The 2,316-nt window shown below is 70.8% G+C and carries 3 protein-coding genes; all 3 read right to left on the bottom strand.

Translation table 11 applies throughout. The annotated features are described in order from the left end of the window. Positions 1-66: acyl-CoA carboxylase subunit epsilon (locus tag ACFU8Q_RS41050; RefSeq protein ID WP_384465191.1), on the bottom strand; the 66-nt coding region annotated here is incomplete at its 3' end. A gap of 26 nt (positions 67-92) precedes the next feature. Further along, positions 93-1,730, bottom strand: a complete 1,638-nt coding sequence (locus ACFU8Q_RS41045; RefSeq protein WP_384465188.1) for an acyl-CoA carboxylase subunit beta — start codon at positions 1,728-1,730, stop codon at positions 93-95. A gap of 120 nt (positions 1,731-1,850) precedes the next feature. Beyond that, entirely contained in the window at positions 1,851-2,162 is a 312-nt protein-coding gene (locus tag ACFU8Q_RS41040; RefSeq protein WP_384465186.1) for a hypothetical protein, read from the bottom strand. Positions 2,163-2,316: the final 154 nt, after the last annotated feature.

Genomic DNA, 2,316 nt, shown 5'->3' with positions numbered 1-2,316 from the left:
GCGCAGCGCGGCGAGCACGACCAGCAGCCCGGCCAGTTCCTCCGGTGTGGGGTTGCCCCGCAGCACCGTCAGCGGGGCGGTCCCCGGCGCGCTCACAGCGGCTCGTTCCCGTGCTTGCGGACGGGCTGCCGGGCCCGTTTGGTGCGCAGCATGTCCAGGGACTTGATCAGCACCCGCCGGGTGTCCGCCGGGTCGATGACGTCGTCGACGTGTCCGCGCTGTGCGGCGACGAAGGGGTTCATCAGCTGCTCGGTGTATTCGGCGACCAGCTCCCGGCGCAGCTTCTCCGGCTCCGCCGCCGCGCGCAGCTGCCGGCGGAAGATGATGTTGGCCGCGCCGTCGGCGCCCATCACGGCCGTCTGGTTGGACGGCCAGGCGAACGACAGGTCGGAGCCGATCGACTTGGAGTCCATGACGATGTACGCGCCGCCGAACGCCTTGCGCAGGATGACCTGCACGCGCGGCACGGTCGCCTCGCAGTACGCGTACAGGAGCTTCGCGCCGCGCCTGATGATCGCGTTGTGCTCCTGGTCGGTGCCGGGCATGAACCCCGGCACGTCGACCAGCGTCACGAGCGGGATGTTGAACGCGTCGCAGGTGCGCACGAACCGGGCGGCCTTCTCCGAGGAGTCGATGTCCAGCACCCCCGCCATGGCGGCGGGCTGGTTGCCCACGATGCCGACCGTGTGGCCGTCCAGGCGGGCCAGGGCGCACACGATGTTCGGCGCCCAGCTCTCCTGGATCTCCAGGTAGTCGCCGTCGTCGACGATGTGGCCGATGACCGTCCTGATGTCGTACGGCGCCCGGTCGTCGACCGGCACCAGCCGCAGCAGTTCCTCGCAACGCCGGTTCGGATCGTCCTGGGGCCTGGTGTACGGCGGCGTCTCGGCGTTGTTCGACGGCAGGTAGGAGAGCAGTTCCCGTACGCCCTCGAAGCAGAACTCCTCGTCCGGGGCCACGAAACTCGCCACGCCGGTGCGGGTGCCGTGGGTGTACGCGCCGCCGAGCTCCTCGTGCGTGACCTTCTCGCCCGTCACCGCGTGCACCACGTCGGGCCCGGTGATGAACATGTTGGCCATGCCCTCGACCATGAACGTGAAGTCGGTCAGCGCCGGCGAGTAGACGGCGCCGCCCGCGCAGGAGCCGAGCACGACGCTGATCTGCGGCACCACGCCCGAGGCGCGGACGTTACGGGCGAAGAGCTTGCCGAAGCCGGCCAGGGCGTCGATGCCCTCCTGGATCCGTGCGCCGCCACCGTCGTTGAGGCCGACGACCGGGGCACCGACGGAGTCGGCGAAGTCGAGCAGCTGGTGGATCTTCGCGGCGAACGTCGCGCCCAGCGCGCCGCCGCGCACCCGGGCGTCGTGAGCGAAGACGAAGACCGTACGGCCGTCGACCTCGCCCCAGCCCGTGATCACGCCGTCGCCCTCGGGATGCGAGTCCTCCATGCCGAAGCCCACCGCCCGGTGCTCGGCGAACAGCCCCAGCTCGGTGAACGTGCCCGGGTCGAGCAGTTCCTCGATGCGCTGGCGGGCCAGCAGCTTGCCCTTGGAGAGGTGGCGGGCGTCGGCGTCCGGGTCGTGACCGAAGTGGGCCTGCGCCCTGCGGGTGGCGAGATCGTCGGCCAGTTCGACCATCGTGGGTGCGCGCGCCGGTGTCGGTGGCCGGGGTTCCGCGTCGGTCCTGCCGAGGTCCGGCAGCACGGCCTGGGGAGTGTCCGGAGGCGTCATTGCGGTCCCACTCCTTCCTGCCCTGTCGCGTAGGTGGCTTCGGAAATGACTCTCCGACACCGGGATGGGCGCTGGACTGGAGTGCGTCTTGACCGCGGGTGTATTCCCAGGTGGGCCGCGTCAGATGGGCAGATGGACGGCTTCGTCCAGGGCGCCCGCCCGGCCGGAGCTGAGTTCCTGGGCGAAGCTGCGTTGCAGGCCGTCGAGACGGTAGCGGGTGGGGAGGTTGGCCCCCGCGGGTTCGGCCACGCTCAGGAAGTGGGCCTCCACCAGCTGCTCGCAGGCGTCCTCGACGGTGGCGAAGTCCTTGCCGAGTACCGGGCAGGCCAGATGGGCGTCGAACTCGGGCACCGTCAGGTGGGCCAGGCAGCGGAGCGCCTCGCGGGCATCCTCGGGCAGCGCGTTGTACGACGCCGTGAAGCTGGCCCGCACGCTCAGCGAGCTGTGCGCCAGCTCGTCCAGCCGCCGGCCCTCGTCGCTGGGGCGCGCCGCGGTGCGGCGCAGCGACCCGGGGGGGGGGGGGTTGTGGCGGTGGCTTTTAAACAACTGTCCCGGCCGACGACTCGTAGAGTGTAGTTATAGGTGG

The organism is Streptomyces sp. NPDC057543 (assembly GCF_042801895.1).
Taxonomy (GTDB): Bacteria; Actinomycetota; Actinomycetes; order Streptomycetales; family Streptomycetaceae; genus Streptomyces.
Note: the sequence above shows the minus strand (reverse complement) of the source record. Positions and strands in the feature narration are given on the sequence as shown.

What these genes read in the sequence shown, in the direction of transcription:
- ACFU8Q_RS41045 (WP_384465188.1), bottom strand. Translation starts at nt 1,730, where the DNA reads ATGACGCCTCCGGACACTCCCCAGGCCGTGCTGCCGGACCTCGGCAGG.